The sequence below is a fragment of the Acetomicrobium hydrogeniformans ATCC BAA-1850 genome (assembly GCF_000160455.2).
In the GTDB taxonomy this organism is placed as follows: domain Bacteria; phylum Synergistota; class Synergistia; order Synergistales; family Acetomicrobiaceae; genus Acetomicrobium; species Acetomicrobium thermoterrenum.
In genome coordinates, this window is the sequence record NZ_ACJX03000001.1 from 1232613 (window position 1) to 1248159 (window position 15547).

At 47.6% G+C, this 15547-nt stretch carries 17 protein-coding genes; all 17 read left to right on the forward strand.

The window, feature by feature from the left end; translation table 11 throughout:
* Positions 1 to 62 precede the first annotated feature (62 nt).
* The 17 genes from HMPREF1705_RS06020 to HMPREF1705_RS06100 all read left to right on the forward strand — a co-directional run bounded on the left by HMPREF1705_RS06020 (position 63) and on the right by HMPREF1705_RS06100 (position 15540).
* The gene (locus HMPREF1705_RS06020; RefSeq protein WP_057940799.1) at positions 63 to 956 is read left to right on the forward strand and encodes a tyrosine-type recombinase/integrase; all 894 of its coding nucleotides are present in this window, start codon (positions 63 to 65) and stop codon (positions 954 to 956) included.
* On the forward strand, positions 949 to 1485 hold the full coding sequence (gene hslV, locus HMPREF1705_RS06025; protein ID WP_057940800.1) for an ATP-dependent protease subunit HslV: 537 nt from the start codon (positions 949 to 951) through the stop codon (positions 1483 to 1485). The genes HMPREF1705_RS06020 and hslV overlap by 8 nt, the downstream gene beginning before the upstream one ends.
* Positions 1478 to 2890, forward strand: a complete 1413-nt coding sequence (gene hslU, locus HMPREF1705_RS06030) for an ATP-dependent protease ATPase subunit HslU (protein WP_071804897.1) — start codon at positions 1478 to 1480, stop codon at positions 2888 to 2890. The genes hslV and hslU overlap by 8 nt, the downstream gene beginning before the upstream one ends.
* 24 nt (positions 2891 to 2914) lie before the next feature.
* A complete protein-coding gene (gene codY, locus HMPREF1705_RS06035; protein ID WP_057941017.1) occupies positions 2915 to 3739 on the forward strand; it encodes a GTP-sensing pleiotropic transcriptional regulator CodY in 825 nt (274 codons plus the stop codon).
* A gap of 106 nt (positions 3740 to 3845) precedes the next feature.
* Positions 3846 to 4253, forward strand: coding sequence for a flagellar basal body rod protein FlgB (gene flgB, locus HMPREF1705_RS06040; RefSeq protein ID WP_057940801.1), 408 nt, complete (start codon positions 3846 to 3848; stop codon positions 4251 to 4253).
* Positions 4253 to 4663, forward strand: coding sequence for a flagellar basal body rod protein FlgC (gene flgC, locus HMPREF1705_RS06045; RefSeq protein WP_057940802.1), 411 nt, complete (start codon positions 4253 to 4255; stop codon positions 4661 to 4663). The genes flgB and flgC overlap by 1 nt, the downstream gene beginning before the upstream one ends.
* 265 nt (positions 4664 to 4928) lie before the next feature.
* Positions 4929 to 5222, forward strand: coding sequence for a flagellar hook-basal body complex protein FliE (gene fliE / locus HMPREF1705_RS06050; RefSeq protein WP_242603551.1), 294 nt, complete (start codon positions 4929 to 4931; stop codon positions 5220 to 5222).
* Positions 5223 to 5234: 12 nt separating this feature from the next.
* The gene (fliF, locus tag HMPREF1705_RS06055; protein WP_040348221.1) at positions 5235 to 6785 is read left to right on the forward strand and encodes a flagellar basal-body MS-ring/collar protein FliF; all 1551 of its coding nucleotides are present in this window, start codon (positions 5235 to 5237) and stop codon (positions 6783 to 6785) included.
* A gap of 36 nt (positions 6786 to 6821) precedes the next feature.
* A complete protein-coding gene (fliG, locus tag HMPREF1705_RS06060; RefSeq protein ID WP_009201691.1) occupies positions 6822 to 7835 on the forward strand; it encodes a flagellar motor switch protein FliG in 1014 nt (337 codons plus the stop codon).
* A complete protein-coding gene (locus HMPREF1705_RS06065) occupies positions 7828 to 8700 on the forward strand; it encodes a FliH/SctL family protein (RefSeq protein ID WP_057940803.1) in 873 nt (290 codons plus the stop codon). Before fliG ends, HMPREF1705_RS06065 begins: the two co-directional genes overlap by 8 nt.
* The gene (fliI, locus tag HMPREF1705_RS06070) at positions 8690 to 10018 is read left to right on the forward strand and encodes a flagellar protein export ATPase FliI (protein ID WP_083489960.1); all 1329 of its coding nucleotides are present in this window, start codon (positions 8690 to 8692) and stop codon (positions 10016 to 10018) included. Before HMPREF1705_RS06065 ends, fliI begins: the two co-directional genes overlap by 11 nt.
* Positions 10019 to 10070: 52 nt before the next feature.
* On the forward strand, positions 10071 to 10523 hold the full coding sequence (locus HMPREF1705_RS06075) for a flagellar export protein FliJ (RefSeq protein WP_057940804.1): 453 nt from the start codon (positions 10071 to 10073) through the stop codon (positions 10521 to 10523).
* The gene (locus HMPREF1705_RS11145) at positions 10520 to 11074 is read left to right on the forward strand and encodes a lytic transglycosylase domain-containing protein (protein ID WP_057940805.1); all 555 of its coding nucleotides are present in this window, start codon (positions 10520 to 10522) and stop codon (positions 11072 to 11074) included. The genes HMPREF1705_RS06075 and HMPREF1705_RS11145 overlap by 4 nt, the downstream gene beginning before the upstream one ends.
* Positions 11074 to 11745 carry a MotE family protein gene (locus HMPREF1705_RS06085; RefSeq protein ID WP_057941019.1) on the forward strand — a complete coding sequence of 224 codons (672 nt, stop codon included), beginning with the start codon at positions 11074 to 11076 and terminating at the stop codon, positions 11743 to 11745. The genes HMPREF1705_RS11145 and HMPREF1705_RS06085 overlap by 1 nt, the downstream gene beginning before the upstream one ends.
* A 5-nt stretch (positions 11746 to 11750) precedes the next feature.
* The gene (locus tag HMPREF1705_RS06090; RefSeq protein WP_057940806.1) at positions 11751 to 13115 is read left to right on the forward strand and encodes a flagellar hook-length control protein FliK; all 1365 of its coding nucleotides are present in this window, start codon (positions 11751 to 11753) and stop codon (positions 13113 to 13115) included.
* A 15-nt stretch (positions 13116 to 13130) separates the two neighbouring features.
* Entirely contained in the window at positions 13131 to 13559 is a 429-nt protein-coding gene (gene flgD / locus HMPREF1705_RS06095; protein WP_057940807.1) for a flagellar hook assembly protein FlgD, read from the forward strand.
* 55 nt (positions 13560 to 13614) lie between these two features.
* Positions 13615 to 15540 carry a flagellar hook protein FlgE gene (locus tag HMPREF1705_RS06100; RefSeq protein WP_057940808.1) on the forward strand — a complete coding sequence of 642 codons (1926 nt, stop codon included), beginning with the start codon at positions 13615 to 13617 and terminating at the stop codon, positions 15538 to 15540.
* The last annotated feature ends 7 nt before the right edge of the window (positions 15541 to 15547 follow it).

Here is a 15547-nt window from a genome sequence, read left to right on the forward strand (position 1 = left end):
ATCGAAAAGACGCAATTAATCAGAATATACTTTTATTTTCAGCAATATGATATAATTTGCGCATGAGCGAAAATATTTCTTCCTCGGTCGATGCCTTTTTGGAATATTTGAAATATGCAAGCGGAAGGACGGACAACACCGTCATAAATTACGCAGTTGACCTCTCTCAGTTTGTCGACTACGTAATCTCACAAGGTGTGGAGGAGGTCGAGAAAATCGAGCAGGCTCACATTCGCGCCTTTCTCAGAGAACTGGCGGCATATGGATATTCTAAAAGCTCGGTGTTGAGGAAGCTGTCGTCGCTGAGAAGTTGGACGAACTTCTTGCTTCAAAGCGGAAAGCTGACCTCTGATCCTACCAAAGGTGTTAGGGGGCCGAAAGAGCCCAAGAGGCTGCCAAGAGCGTTGGCTTACGAAGATGTTAGAATGATGCTCGAGAACGGTCCTAACGGTGAATTTGAGATGAGGGACAGAGCTATACTTGAACTTCTGTACGGTTGTGGTTTGAGGGTTGCCGAGTTGGTCGCCCTGGATTGGGAAGATGTGGATATAGAGGAAAGATGGTTACGAGTCAAGGGTAAAGGGGAGAAGGAGCGTTTGGTTCCAATGGGAAGGCATGCCCAGAAGGCATTGAGGGAATGGCAGGTTTTTTTAGGAAAATTGAGCGGCCCTTTATTTCCCGGAGACGGTTGCGAGCGTATTGCCGTGCGGACGGTGCACAGGGTCGTCTCCAGGTCTGCAAAAAGGGTTGGGCTAGCAGGCGTAAGCCCCCACATGCTTCGTCACAGCTTTGCAACTCACATGCTGGAAGGGGGAGCTTCCTTGAGGGTACTGCAGGAATTGTTGGGGCACCAGAGTTTGGTCACCACTCAAAGATATCTCAAGATCAGTTACGAGCAGTTGAAAAAAAGTTATATAAATGCCCATCCCAGGGGGAGAGGTGAAAAAGATGTTTAAAGGAACTACTATCATTTGCGTGAGAAGGGGCGATGAGGTCGCCATGGCCGGAGACGGTCAGGTAACCTTAGAGCACCAGATTATAAAAAACGGAGCCAAAAAAGTGAGGCGTCTTGCAGGAGGAAATGTCCTGGCGGGCTTTGCGGGCAGCACGGCTGATGCCATGACCCTGCTCGAGCGCTTCGAAAGGTATCTCGAAGGTCATAGCGGAAACTTGATGCGCGCTGCAGTTGACCTGGTAAAGGAGTGGCGCACAGATAAAGCGCTGCGCAGGCTGGAAGCGATGATGTTGGTGGCCGATCTGCGACAGACACTTCTGCTTTCCGGTGCGGGTGATGTTCTTGAGCCCGATAGCGACGTAGCTTCCATAGGTTCCGGTTCGGGATACGCTCTGGCCGCTGCAAAGGCCTTTATAGAGGTTTCCGACATGGGGGCTGGCGAAATTGCGAAAAGATCGCTGCAGATAGCTTCGGAGTTATGCATATATACGAACGATATCATCACATTAGAGGTGATAAAAGGTGAATGAGGCAGTGATTAAAGGGGACGAACTTACGCCATCCCAGGTGATGGCCTATTTGGATAGATATGTCATAGGGCAGATGAAGGCGAAAAAAGCTGTAGCGGTTGCCTTGCGCAATCGCATCAGAAGAAAACGACTTCCAAAGGAGCTTGCGAAGGAGATAATTCCCAAAAATATTTTAATGGTAGGCCCCACTGGCGTGGGAAAGACCGAAATAGCGAGACGTCTGGCACAGCTCGTGGATGCACCCTTCGTTAAAGTCGAAGCATCCAAATATACTGAAGTTGGTTACGTTGGCCGGGATGTGGAATCCATGATTCGAGAAATGGCTGATATTGCCGTGCACATGGTAAAATCCAGAAAGATCGAAGAAAACAGCGCTGCTGCGGAAACGCTAGCGGAAGAGAGGGTTCTCGATGCCCTCCTTCCGACTAAGCATAAAAGCAGGCAGCCTCAGGATTTTATGAGGCTTTTGCTCGGCGATTCTACGGAAGAAGAAGAGGAATCCGACGAGACCGAGAGGGAGACCAAAAGGACGACGAGGGAGAAATTTAGAAAACTCTTAAGGGAGGGGAAGTTAAACGACAGGGAAATAGAGATCGAAGTTGCAGAAAGCCCGCTGTCGAACATCCCCTTCGTCGGAGCCGGCATGGAGGAGATGGGCTTGAATTTGGGCGAGATGTTGGGCGGCATTTTGCCCAAGAAGATCAAACGCAAAAGGGTTACCGTAGCTAATGCTTTAAAGATCTTCCAGCAGGAGGAAGCGGAAAAGCTTATAGATATGGATGCCGTGGTTCAGGAAGCCTTGGATAAGGTCCAGGAAGAGGGCATAGTGTTTATAGACGAACTGGACAAGATCGCCTCCTCCGGCGGGCAGAAATACGGACCCGACGTGAGCAGAGAGGGAGTGCAGCGCGATCTCCTTCCCCTCGTTGAGGGGACGACGGTGCAGACTAAATACGGCCCCGTGAAAACGGATCATATACTCTTTATAGGTGCCGGAGCCTTTCATGAAACAAAGCCCTCGGATCTCATACCGGAATTACAGGGCAGGTTTCCCATACGGGTTGAACTGGACGCCCTTGAAGAAGAGGAATTGTTGCGCATCCTTGTCGAGCCGGAAAACAGTTTGGTCAAGCAATATAAGGCATTGCTCGAAACAGAGGGCATAGAAATGATTTTCGATGACGGAGCCCTTAAAGCCATCGCCTTTTTTGCGGCAAAGATGAACAGGGAGATGGAAAACATCGGGGCGCGAAGACTGCATACCATGATGGAACAGCTTTTGGAAGATATAAGCTTCAAAGCGCCGGAATTAAGGGAGAGGGAAGTGCGAATCGATGAAGCCTTCGTCAACGAGCGTCTCGCAGATTTAGTGGAGAACACCGATCTCAGAAGGTATTTATTATAAGTTAAGAAGGTGAAATTTATGGTCATGGAAACGCCTCGTGAGCTAATTGAAGCAAGGCCCAAAATCGTTAATCCCACTGCAATGGAGGATTTGCTGAATAAGACTCGCATAATAAGTAGAACCCTGCAATCTTCCGCCATGACGCCCCATCCGGATTATCAAAAGATTGCTAGGTTGTTGTGCGATCTGGCAACCGCTAACGTATATATAATCAACGGAGAGGGCAAAATATTGGGTTATGCCTGGATAAGCGATTACAAGTGCGATTATATGGAACAGTTGCTTAATGAGGGTTATATGCCTAAAAACTATACCGAAAGACTGAACCAACACAGCGAATCGGTTTTAAATCACAGCGATCACGGCAATTGCGCCTACGCTGACGAGCCCTGCAGGTATTTCAATAAGCATGTAGTATATGTGCCCATTTTCAGTTGTGGAGAGAGGCTGGGAACGCTTATCTTGGCTCGTTTCGGCGCACCTTTCGATACGCGCGATCTTGTATTGTCTGAGTATCTTGCCACTGTTGTGGGAATCGAAATTTTGTACGACAGGACACATCACATCGAGGAGAGAGCAAAGGAACGATTTATGGTCCAAATAGCTGTCAGAGCTCTTTCTTATTCGGAGATGGAGTCCATAAAAGTAATTCTTAAAGAGCTCGGGGGTTGCGAAGGGGTAGTAGTGGCAAGCAGAGTGGCCGACAGGATAGGGGTTACCAGGAGCGTCATCGTCAATGCTCTGCGCAAGCTGGAGAGCGCAGGCTTGATCGAAAGCAGGAGCTTGGGCATGAAGGGGACCTATATAAAGATCTTGTCCCCCATCTTTTTAGAGGAGTTAAGCAAATAAAAGGCCGATTTGCCCAATATATTTAATATATGGTTTAGATAAGCGCCTTTGGGCGATCTAAAGGTACGTTAATTTTTTGCCGATTAGAGTATAGGGGTGTTGATACATGAGAGACGTAACATGGGATGTCATTACCCTTGGTATGAAGGGGTTATCAAAGCGTTTTGAAGCAATTTCCCAAAACGTGGCAAATACAAATACGCCGGGATATGCCCGAAGCGAGGTTGCCTTTGAGGATGAACTTCGCGAGGCGCTTTCCGTGAACAAAAGGCCCAAACTCCCCTTGGCGACAACCCATGAAGCCCATATCACAAACTTGCCTCGGGATATAAAGGGCATTACCCCGAAAGAACATCGTGTTGTGGGTGAATTGGCGAGGTGGGATGGTAACGGTGTCGACCTCGATATCGAGATGTCCAAGTTGGCTCAAGCCAGAATGACCTATACCGCTTTGGCAAGCTTGATGTCTAAAAGGGTCAGTTCCTACAAAACGGCCATTGGGGGCGGTAGGTGATGCGTCTTTTTGATTCACTCGAAATAGCCGGCAGCTCTTTAACTGCCCATAGACTGTGGATGGATCTCATATCGCAAAATTTGGCCAACGTGAACACGACTCGAACACAGGACGGAGGACCCTACAGGCGCAAGGTGCCAATTTTTGCCGAAAGGCTTGAAGCGACGGAAAAGGGCGCTAAAGGGGTTCGAGTGGAAAAGATTGAAGAGGATGATCTGCCTCCACGTATGGTATATCAGCCAGAGCATCCCGATGCAGACGAAGAAGGTTACGTGGCCTATCCAAACGTCAACGTGGTCAGAGAAATGACGGATATGATGGCGGCTACCAGGGCTTACGAGGCCAATTTAATGGTAGTGGAGTCGGCCAAGGAGATCTGGGGCAGCGCAATTGATGTACTTCGTTCCTGATCCCTTCTGAAACATTGATAGTCGAAAAGCTCACATTTTGTGCTAGAGTTCGTTGGTTAGAAATAAAATCAATTTGTTCCTACGCCAGTAGATATAGCAGTGTAAAAAACTTTTCAACAACCTGTCTCATGTCAGGTTTTGCTGGTATGAGGCAGGTTATTTTTTTAGGGTATTGCAAACGCGATCGCTTTTTTGTTTTATAATAAAGGCTAAATTATAAGCTTAAATCTAATAACGCTAAAACCGGAGTGGGGAGGGAAAGGCATTGTCCGTTTCGCGCATAGACCTTATGAAATTAAATTCTGGTCAATTTATCCCGGAAACGAAAAAAACTAACAAGGAATCATTTGAAGATCATCTAAAAAAAGGCTTTGAGAACGTAAACAATCTTCAACTTAGGGCTGAACGAGAAGTGCAAAAATTAGTAACTGGTGACGTTGACGATATTTCGCAAGTTGTAACGGCCGTTGCTGAGGCAGAAATAGCCCTCAGACTATTTGTAGAGGTAAGAGATAAGCTGGTAGACGCCTATCAGCAGCTGTCCAGAATACCTGTTTAGGTATAATCGGTAGTGGATAGATTAACAAAGGTCTGGAACGATATTAAGCAATTTTGGTCCGGGTTGTCCAGATGGCAACGCCTTTCTATTATGGGGGTAGCAGGGGCAGGTGTTGCTGTCGTCCTTTTGCTTTTGTTTGTCGGCGGGAGAGAAAGGTACGAACCGCTTTTTTCAAATCTAGATGTAGAGGATCAGGCAGCCATTGTCAATTATTTGAAGGAAAGCAATATCCCCTACAGGGTCGACCCTTCTTTTAACGCCATTTTGGTACCTCGGGATGTTGTTTATGAGACCAGGCTTTCCCTCGTAGGGGAAGGACTTCCAAGGGGTGGAGCAGTAGGCTTTGAGCTCTTCGACAAAATGAAGATGGGAATGACCGATTTCCAACAGAAGGTCGGCTATTTGAGGGCTTTAGAGGGAGAGCTCACGCGCACCATACAGAGTATCAGAGGCGTCCAATCTTGCAAGGTCAACATTGTCATACCGGAACAGAAGCTTTTTTTGGAAGAGCAGTTTCCCGCTACGGCTTCCGTGTTATTGAGTCTAAAGCCGGGTTTTGAGATGGGCCCCGAGCAGGTGAAAGCTATCGTTCATCTCGTGTCCCACAGCGTCGAGGGGTTGAGCCCCGACAATGTTGTTGTGGTCGACAGCAAGGGCGCAATTTTGTCCGACATGCTCGACGAGAGTTATTTTGTCCTCAGAAACGAAACGGTAACTTCTGTTCAAAGGGAGATGGAACGCCAACAGGAGCTCGAATTGGAACGCAAAGCGAGACAGATGCTTGAACGAATTTTTGGACCTGGAAAGGCTGTCGTAAGGGTTCGGGTCTTTTTAAATTTTGACAGAAGGAGGACTTCCACCAGGGAATTCGTACCAGGACCTTCCGGGCGAGGGGTTCCCCGGAGCGACCAAAGCTTAGAAGAAACCTATACAGGTCCGGGCATTCCGCCAGGAGGAGCACCGGGCACGACGACAAATATCCCGGGATATGTGATAACCCCCCAGACTGCGGGGCCAAGCAGTTACGAGCGAACCGAAACTACCACGAATTACGAGATCACAACAAGGGAACAGGAAGTCGTTTACACCCCGGGAGGGGTAGAAAAGATTACAGCTTCTGTGCTTGTAGATGGACAACTTGAACAGCAAATGTTGAACAGCCTGCGACAGGCAGTGGCGGCGGCAATTGGCATTAACGAGGAGAGGGGAGATGAGTTATATGTGGCCTCGATGCCCTTTTCCGCCATGGAAGTGCCTGCCGTTGCCTTGGCCCCGTCAAGGCGATGGTTATGGATAATTTTAGCCGTATTGCTTGCATTGCTCATATGTGGAGGGGTTATTTTCTTCCTTCGCAAGAAAAGAAAAGAAGAAAAACCTGAGACAGCACCTGCTCGAGAGGAAGAGGGTATACCCTCCTTAGAAGAACTGCTCAAGCGCCCAGAATTGTTAAAAGAAAAGGGAGAGTTGGCGGTGTTGGAACAGCAATTGAGGGAATATGCTTCTAAGAAGCCAGAGGAGATAGCTGCTATTATCAAAAATTGGCTGTTGGAAGATCAATATTAGGTATATGCCAAACTACGATAAATAGGAGGTTGGAAGGTGGAAAGGAGGGGGAAAGATTTAAAAGGAAGGGAAAAGGCTGCCATACTGCTCGTATCTTTGGGATCTGACGTTGCGGCTAGAGTTTACAAAAACCTGGACGAGAACACAATAGAAATGCTCACTATGGAGATAGCCGGTCTCAGAAAGGTATCGGGCAGCCAAAGGGAAGGAGTATTGAGAGAAGCCCAAGAATTGTTGCTTGCCAAGGAATATATGACTCAAGGGGGTGTGGATTACGCCAAACAGCTCCTGGAGTCTGCCCTTGGTCCGGAAAGGGCGCAGGACATATTGCGCAGAATAACGGCCAGCCTTCAGGTCAGACCCTTTGACTTCATAAGACAGACCGATCCTCAACAGATTTTGACTTTTATACAAAACGAACATCCCCAAACCATATCTTTAATTGTTTCCTATATGGAGCCGAAACAGGCCGCCCAAGTAATGAGTGGATTATCGCCGAACTTGCAGGTCGAAGTAGCAAAGAGGATCGCTTCTATGGAAAGAGTTACGCCGGATGTGCTTCGAGAGGTGGAGAGGGTTTTGGAGAGGAAAGTCTCCACGGTGCTGAGCCAGGATTTCACGATAGCTGGCGGAATAGATTCCCTCGTTGCAATCATCAATAACGCCGATAGGGCTACAGAGCGCAACATAATGGAAAGACTAGAAGAAGAAGACCCCGAATTGGCTGAAGAGGTCAAAAAGAGGCTTTTTGTATTCGAGGACATTCTCGGTATGGACGATCGCTCTTTGCAAAGGGTGCTTCGCGATGTCGATATGAAGGACGTGGCATTGGCTTTGAAGGGTGCCTCCGAAGCGCTGAGGGATAAGTTCTTCAAGAATATGTCGAAGAGAGCAGCGGAAATGTTGAAGGAGGACATGGAGTATATGGGCCCCGTGAGGGTGAGGGATGTAGAGGAGGCTCAACAGAGGATCGTAAACGTAATACGGGCCCTAGAGGAAGCCGGCGAGATAGTCATTGCGCGAGGAGGGGAGGAGGAGTTAATTGTCTGACGACAGCAAGCTCTTTAAAACCGTACGCCTCGTGCCCAATGCGGTAAAGATAATATCAAAAGTTAACGTTGAACGCTTGCAAAAATCTCCTAAGGAGTCGAATGCAGAAGGCGACGTCATTGAAGCAGGTACCGGCGAATACGCCAATTTTAATGAGCTCAAAAGAGATTACGTTGCGCTGAAGGGGAAATATCTTTCCATTAAGGAAAAATATGAAAAACTTAGAGAGGACTTTGACAAGCTTAAAGGTTCTTTGGAAATCGAAAAGAAGAATTTTCTTGAGAAGGCTAATAGAGAAATAGAAGCAACCAAGGAAAGGGCAAAAAAAGAGGCCTATGAAGCGGGGTTCAAACAAGGTTTGGAAGAAGGAAAGGAAGAGGCCCTGAGAGTGGCCAAAGAGGAAGTGGCGCAGGAAATAGCGGGTTTGGTGGGCATCCTCGAGGGTTGTTGCGAATCCCTGTCGCGTTCGATGGACGCATTATTTAAGCAAAACATCCTGAAGATGATTCGACTCTGGGAAAAGGTATTAAAAAGACTTCTTTACAGAGAAGTGAAGCTAGATAGCGAAGTGTTGGAGCGATTGCTGGAGCAGGTTTTAAAGCGCATGAGCGATAAGGAAAAGGTTATCATATATTTACATCCCTCTGAAGTGGCCTACCTTCAAGAAAAAATTGATCAGTTCGGCGATATGCTGCGAGGTGTCAAGCACTTGGAATTTATAGCTGATGATCACGTGGAAAGAGGCAGCTGCATGGTAGAGACAAACCTTGGCATTTACGATGCCCGGTGGCGCACTCAGTTGGAACGTTTGTCTGAAGAGATCGATCGCCTTCTGATGGAGGGTCAGCAGGAAAATGACCTTTAAAGATGACGGAAATATGCTGTCGGCATTGGAAACCAGGCTGGATAACCTGGATTTTATTCGTTTAAACGGGATTATAGCGAAGGCTATTGGCATAGTCATAGAGTCTAAAGGTCCGGATGTCCGCGTGGGCGATCTCTGCGAGATCCGATATCGAGACAGCTCCTCCTCTTTATGTGCTGAAGTCGTCGGTTTTAACGAGGATAGAGTATTATTAATGCCTCTGGGAGAATTGGCCGACATTGGGCCTGGTTGCGATGTAGTGGCAGTCGGTCAGAAACTTGGCGTGCGAGTCGGCCCCGGACTTTTGGGAAGGGTTTTGAACGGATTAGGAGAACCTATTGACGATAAGGGTCCAGTGATGGCAGGGGACGTATATCCTCTATATGCCAGACCGCCTCATCCTCTGTTGAGAAAGTCCGTTTCTTCGCCTTTGCCTGTTGGCGTGAAGGCCATAGACGGCATGCTCACCCTGGGAAGAGGACAAAGGATAGGCATATTTTCAGGTTCCGGAGTCGGCAAAAGTACTCTTATGGGCATGATGGCAAGGAATACCGAGGCTGAGGTCAGCGTCATTGGGCTTATAGGAGAGCGGGGAAGAGAGGTAGGAGAGTTTCTGGAGAGGGATTTGGGAAGTTCCGGATTAAAACGTTCCGTAGTAGTGGTTGCCACGTCTGATCAGCCTCCTTTAGTTAGATTGAAGGCCGCCCTGACGGCCACGGCTATAGCAGAATACTTTAGGGACAAAGGCAAAGACGTCCTTCTTTTGATGGATTCCATTACGAGGGTGGCAATGGCTCAGCGTGACGTAGGTTTAGCCATCGGAGAGCCTCCTGCTACGAGGGGATACACCCCATCGGTTTTCGCCTTCCTGCCAAAGTTATTGGAGCGAGCAGGTGCCGGGGAAAGGGGAAGTATAACCGGTATCTATAACGTCTTGGTCGAGGGCGACGATATGAATGAGCCCGTTGCAGATACAGTACGGGGCATCCTCGATGGTCATATTGTGCTCTCAAGAAAGTTAGCTTCAAAAGGGCATTATCCTGCCATAGACATATTAAGAAGCGTAAGCCGTGTAATGCCCAATATAGTATCTCAAAAGCACCTTGCGGCAGCCCAACGTGTCAGGGAATTGCTTGCGATTTACGAAGACGCAGAAGATTTAGTGAATATTGGTGCGTATAAGGTCGGAAGCAATCCCAATATAGATTGGGCTCTGAAGCATCTGGACGATGTTTTGGACTTCTTGAGCCAACCGGTGGAGGGGAGCTTTGGTTTTGAAGAAACGGTGAAGTTGCTTTCTTCTCTGGCGCCCAAATAGATGTGTCTTCGACAGACATCGCAGTACCACTCAGTGAAAGGAAGAGTAAAGGATGAATGATAGGATAAAGAGGTTCAATAAACTCGAAAACATAAAAAACAAGGAAGTTGAATCTTTGGAAATTGCACTAAAAAATCAAAGGAAAATTTTAGATGAGCTAAAGCAGCACTTGGTCCAACTGGAGCAGGATATGAACGATGCTGTCACAGAATTTGCGACGATTTCGGACAACGGACTGCACAGCATTGAAGACCTCTGGGAGGCCAGAATGCAGGTGGAATCAATCGAAGGCGAAATAGCTCAAACCTCGATGGAATTAAGAAAATGCGAGATAGCGGTCGAAAATATAACAGAGGAACTGTTAAATAGATACAAGGAAGCAAAGATCATGGAAAGGGCGGCAAATAGGCTCTATGAAAAGGAAAATTCGGAAAAGCTGGCGAAAGAACAATCTGCAATTGATGATATTTCTTTAAGTCACATGGGAAGGAATGGTGTTTCGTGAGGATTGGCCCCAATTTCGAGAAGATCAGGGAAGTGCATTCAAGAGTTGAGCAAATACGAGAAAAGGTCGGCGAAAGGACAGAGCAAAAAAAGAGAAGCTTTATCGAAGTCATGCGCGACCTCGAAGGCGATAAGAGGTATGTCGATAAAATCTCTTCTCAAAACGTAGAAGATCTGATCGAAGATGTTTCAAGGAAGTTTAAAGTCGATTCAGCCTTGATAAGGGCAGTTATAGAGATGGAATCCGGCGGTAATGCTAAAGCCGTATCTTTCAAGGGCGCCATGGGGCTGATGCAGCTTATGCCTGCGACGGCCAAAGATATGGGTGTAGAAGATCCTTTTGATCCCCGGCAAAACGTCGAAGGAGGAGTAAGGTATTTGGCCCATCTCCTTCGGAAATATGACGGCGATTTGGATATGGCGCTTGCGGCTTACAACGCTGGCCCCGGCAGGGTTGATTATTACCGGGGGATACCACCTTTCGGGGAAACCGTCAACTTTGTGAGAAACGTGAAGGCTTTATATGAAAAATTTAAGAGGGACGACAGTTGATGGAAGCTATAGACGAACGTTCGGTCGACAGAGAAGAGGGACAAGAAGAGCTTTCGCAGAAGCCGGGCAGAAAGAAACCGAAAAAGAAGAAAAGGGCCGTAGGTTGTGCCCTTCTTTCTTTATTTATTATCATGTTGGCCTGTGGTGCCCTTTTTGGACTGCACCTCTTAGGTATAGTCGATATACGGTCGATAACATATAAAGCAGGATCGCATTTGCCCTTTTTGGGCGACAGGTTGTTTCCCCCAGGCGAGGTTGTCATAACTCCGGAGGAAAGAAGAATTCAGGAACTGCAGGAATACGAGAAACAAATTAACAGTAAATTTCTTGAACTTCAAAGAAAAGAAGAAGAGTTGGAGAAAAAGGAGAGGGAATTAACCCTAATGGAGGAGGAGCTTCAGGCCAGGGCGAGGAGTTTGGCAGAAATGACGCAAACGCCGTCGTCCTTAGAGCTCCAAGTCGAGGAGGAGCTTTTCCCAAAGGTAATCGCGATAATACAGGAGATGTCGACGAGAAGGGCTGCGGAGGTTTTAAACGACTTTACTGACTCTCTGGCGGTAGAAGTCCTGAAGGCTTTACCTCCCGACACTGCAGGGGCGATACTTGGTCGCATGGATGCGGCTAAAGCGGCAAGGCTGATGGAGCAGATGGCGACGGAAAAAGGCGAGTGATTACGGTGTCTTTCAATCCTTTTTTGATTCATTTGCTCGGAAATTTAGAGGGCGGGATTCCCGACGTTATGGCGGAAAAATATCAAACCACTTCCGACTCTGTCGATTCCTTCGGCTTTATCTTGGAAGGGATCATGAAGAAGTTGGGCGCAAGGGGCATTGCGTCGATCCAAGCGGATATTTTGCCAACCCTTTGTCAAGAAGAGGCGAAAAGATGTGACGCAAAAGAAGACAAAGCAGAGGGGGAAGAAGCGACGTTGAAGCCCTGTGAGAGAAAGGTTTTATTCCCCTACGTAGAGGCCGGCTTTTTTTGCCAGGAGTTTGCGGCTTGGCATGACCAATCAAAGGGAGAAACTGAGGCGGTCCGCCATGGCGATAGCGTAAGAGCGGAAGATTTAATGGCACCTGCAAATGCGATTCAGAATAAAAAGGACAATCATGAGCTCAAAACCCCACAGTTTGTCGATGTTTCTGACGACTTCGGGAAAATTGCCGAAAAAACGGAGCCTTACACACAATTCGAGCAGGAAGAATGGGTCCTCCTTCCTGCACATGAAGATATCCAAGATAAAGATTCGTTTTTCGGTCAAAAAAATGTCCGAAGTGACGAAATGTCATCTCAGAACGTTGTTGAAGATGCAAGCCGGGGCCAAGATCTGAAACATATGAAAAGTCCTGGCGATCAAGGTGGTTTTTCAAAGGTTTTTGACGTTAAAAGGGGCAATGCCGACACACCAGGTTTTCAGGTAAATGGAAAAGTTTCTTCCGATTCCGAATATGCCGGAGGGTTGAGAAATTTCCCCGAAATTTTAGGGAATTCAAGAAATGAACCGATCTATGAAGAGGGATCACGAGCTTCGTTTATGGCTTTAGCGTCCTCAATTGCAGATACCGCAGGGGCAGAAAATGACAGTCAAAGAGTCATATATCGAAGTAATTTTTATGACGACAGGGGCGCCATATTGAAAGAAAGTTTGGGAGCTGCAATCAATTTGATGCGTCGCGAAGGAGCCCAAAAAGCTGTCGTTGAGGTGCACCCTCCCGAGCTTGGCCATATCGAAATAAATGTCGATATTACCCAAAGCGGCGAGCTTAGGGCAACCTTTCGCGTCGCTGGCAGCGATACGGCGAACTTGCTCACGGGACAGCTTGATTCCCTGAGGCAAACCTTGACTGCAACGGGATTTCAGGTCTTGGGGCTTAATGTATTTTTAAACCACGACGGCGACAGAGATGCTCGCCATGGATGGGAAAAGAATTTTAAAAGGCAAAAAGTTTCCCATGACGGGCTTTTGGGTTCCCTGGATGAGGGCGAGAAAATGTCTTTCCTTCTGAATATGGATGCCGGATTGCTTCAGTGGATAGCTTAAAGGAGGCGTGAGAATATGGCCGTAAATCAAGTTTCCTCCGTTAACCAAAGTTACTATAGCGAAGGAAAAAGGGAGATCAAAAATGAGCTGGGCAAAGATGACTTCTTGAAGTTATTGATAACGCAGCTGACTCATCAGGATCCTTTGGAGCCCGTTAGCGATACGGAGTTTATAGCTCAAATGGCGCAATTTTCCACTTTGGAGCAGATGACGAATGTAGCAAAGGGCGTGGAAAGCTTGCTCTCCGTAACAAAGCTTAACGCCCAAAGCTATATTGGTAAAGAAGTGATCTATTACGATGATAACACGGGATTATATCAACAATCATCCGTTCGTTCCGCCCTGTTTGAGGACGGGGAGGTTTATCTGGAGTTGGAAAACGGCAAATACATACTTTTAGACGAAATAAAGGCGGTTACGACGCCCTCCACGGATGGCGGGTAAAAAGGGCAAGGGATTGTCTGCCATAAATTTCATACTCTAAATCGGAGGGATTGTAATGCTTAGGTCTTTGACGTCCGGCGTAAGCGGTATTAGAAGTCATCAAACGATGCTTGACGTGGTGGGGAACAATATAGCCAACGTCAATACAACGGGTTTTAAAAAGTCGACTGTTACATTTCAGGACTTGTTATACGAGACGAGTAAGGGCGCTACGGCGCCACGAGAGAACATTGGAGGCGTAAACCCTATGCAGATTGGGTTGGGGACGACCGTGGCTGCCGTGGAGACGATACACTCCCAAGGCCCCTTGCAATATACAGGTAACCGTACAGATGTTGCCATTCAGGGCGACGGATATTACGTATTAAACGACGGTGCTCAAAACGTATACTCCAGAGCCGGTAATTTCGTGCTCGATGGAAATGGCAATATAGTGCAGTCTGGTACGGGTTATACGCTGATGGGTTATAAGATGACGCCCGATCCTCAAAATCCCACTCAATATGTTCGAGGGACCCAGTTGGTGGCTTTGAACATTCCGGTAGGACAGAAGTTGAGTGCCAAAGGAACGGAAGTCTTGGGCTTGCAGTGTAATCTTGACAGCAGAGTTGACACCTATCTTCCCATGGGGATAACAAATCCGAACTTCTCGACAACTGTCGCCATAGGGGGCAATAACTACACTTTGGCCATTTCTGAAGGCGGCGATAACAACCTCCTGAATAACCTCCTGAATGTATCCATAGGCGGATCGTCGTATCCCATGAGCTTGGTGGGAATAAATCAAAATACCGGATTGCCAGAACTGAGCGATGTATCAGTTACAATTGGTAGCGATAGTTATACATTACACTTCGATGACGAAACCGGTGAGCTTCAGCTGAAGGATCCGGGAAATAATAATATTGTTTGGAAACAGCAAATATCCGGCATTATGGATTACCAGATCCTTAATTTTGAGGGCGACGACCATCAAACAAGGCCTTATTTAGTTGAGTTCACCGACAGCGGAGACGGTAATATGGTCATGAGGTTGTGGGGAGAAGACAATAATACCCCCATCCCCGCCTGGACGTCTTTTGAAGCGGTTGTGCCGGTCAATGCCGACGGCACCTTTGCAGTACCTACGGGTGGCATCGATATAACAGGGCTTGCGGGAAACGTTGGTCTCAGATTAAATTCCACCGAAGACGGGAGGGGCCTTTCCGTTTCCGCAAGCAATGATGGCTTTACATATGAAGTCGCTGCTACCTTAAATCAACGCACCTCTTCCATTCACTCCACCAAAATTGACATTTACGATTCTATGGGCAATCCCCATACCGTTGAAGTCGCCTTTGAGAAGATAGGCGCCAATGAGTGGCGTTGGAGGGCATGGCTTCCCACCGAGTCGGGGATAGCGCTTTCGAACAATACCGGCATTATCGAATTTGGTTCCGACGGTAAGCTGAAAAGCGGAGGAACGGCCACCGTGAACATCGGATTTTCTTCCCTCGGGGCTGAAGATGCGTCGATAAAGCTGGATTTCTCCGGCGAATCCTTTGGAAAGAGCCCCATAGACGGCGTGACTCAATTCGGTTCGAGTTTTACGACGAAGGCATACTATCAAGACGGCTATCAGATGGGCGTATTGCAGGACTTCTCGATAGCCTCGGACGGGACCGTCATGGGCATCTACAGCAACGGCAGAAACAGCGCTCTTTACACGTTATCCCTGGCGCTTTTTTCAAATCCCAGCGGCCTTGAGAAAATAGGTATGACGGCTTTTATCCCTACCGCCAATTCGGGATTGCCTCAAGTAGTTACGCCCAAGGAGGGTGGAGCGGGCTCCTTGGCCGGAGGCAACCTTGAGATGGCAAACGTAGATCTGGCAGAGGAGTTTTCGAGACTGATCATTGCACAAAGGGGATTTCAAGCCAATGCTAGGGTAATTACTACAAGCGATCAAGTTTTAGACGAGTTAATTAATCTAAAGCGTTAACCTTTAC

Excerpts from the sequence above, each read along its gene's own strand:
- HMPREF1705_RS06020 (WP_057940799.1), top strand. The coding sequence starts at position 63 with ATGAGCGAAAATATTTCTTCCTCGGTCGATGCCTTTTTGGAATATTTG.
- hslV (WP_057940800.1), top strand. The coding sequence starts at position 949 with ATGTTTAAAGGAACTACTATCATTTGCGTGAGAAGGGGCGATGAGGTC.
- codY (WP_057941017.1), top strand. The coding sequence starts at position 2,915 with ATGGAAACGCCTCGTGAGCTAATTGAAGCAAGGCCCAAAATCGTTAAT.
- flgB (WP_057940801.1), top strand. The coding sequence starts at position 3,846 with ATGAGAGACGTAACATGGGATGTCATTACCCTTGGTATGAAGGGGTTA.
- flgC (WP_057940802.1), top strand. The coding sequence starts at position 4,253 with ATGCGTCTTTTTGATTCACTCGAAATAGCCGGCAGCTCTTTAACTGCC.
- fliI (WP_083489960.1), top strand. The coding sequence starts at position 8,690 with ATGACCTTTAAAGATGACGGAAATATGCTGTCGGCATTGGAAACCAGG.
- HMPREF1705_RS06075 (WP_057940804.1), top strand. The coding sequence starts at position 10,071 with ATGAATGATAGGATAAAGAGGTTCAATAAACTCGAAAACATAAAAAAC.
- HMPREF1705_RS06085 (WP_057941019.1), top strand. The coding sequence starts at position 11,074 with ATGGAAGCTATAGACGAACGTTCGGTCGACAGAGAAGAGGGACAAGAA.
- flgD (WP_057940807.1), top strand. The coding sequence starts at position 13,131 with ATGGCCGTAAATCAAGTTTCCTCCGTTAACCAAAGTTACTATAGCGAA.
- HMPREF1705_RS06100 (WP_057940808.1), top strand. The coding sequence starts at position 13,615 with ATGCTTAGGTCTTTGACGTCCGGCGTAAGCGGTATTAGAAGTCATCAA.